We start from the raw sequence: 481 nt of genomic DNA, 5'->3' as shown, positions 1-481 counted from the left end.
CCGTGTCGGTCGCCGTGGTGCGCGAGCGCCTCGTGCTGTTCCTCGCGGCGATGGCGCGCGGCTCCGGCTCGCTCGCGGGGGACGAGGAGGCGCTGCTCGTCGTCGCGGGCAACCCCGTCCGCTCGGTGTGCGCGACGCTCGCCTGGCGCGCGCTCGCCGGCGCCCTCGACGACGCGGGGCTCACGTGACCGGCTCAGCCCGGTCCGTCACGGTCGAGGCCGGACCAGAGGTCGCCGCATTCGATGCGACGGACGTCTGCACCGCTCAGCAGGTCGCGGGCGCCGGAGTCGCCGTGGACGCGGGCGATCAGCTCCGCCCAGTGATCGCGACCGAGCAGCACCGGATGGCCGGGCCTGCCCTCGAAGACGGCCCGGGCCAGCACCTCCCGAGTCGGCGGGGCGCCGTCCAGGAGGCGCGCGCCGACGCCGACGGGCTCGTCCGGCAGGTCGACCAGCGACACCAGGGCCGCCGCGTCCTCCGC

2 protein-coding genes are annotated in these 481 nt (G+C 77.1%); one reads left to right on the top strand and one right to left on the bottom strand.

Annotation, left to right across the window (positions count from 1 at the left end; genetic code table 11):
* On the top strand, positions 1-188 hold a 188-nt coding region (locus tag ACH61_RS17770), incomplete at its 5' end, for an iron-sulfur cluster assembly scaffold protein (protein ID WP_201787637.1).
* Between the two features lie 5 nt (positions 189-193).
* On the opposite strand, the gene ACH61_RS15830 is transcribed toward ACH61_RS17770, so the two are convergent.
* Positions 194-481 (bottom strand): NTP transferase domain-containing protein (locus ACH61_RS15830; protein WP_153038973.1); only part of this gene is annotated, 288 nt, incomplete at its 5' end.

Source organism: Rathayibacter tanaceti (assembly GCF_001634385.1).
Taxonomy (GTDB): domain Bacteria; phylum Actinomycetota; class Actinomycetes; order Actinomycetales; family Microbacteriaceae; genus Rathayibacter; species Rathayibacter tanaceti.
Note: the sequence above shows the minus strand (reverse complement) of the source record. Positions and strands in the feature narration are given on the sequence as shown.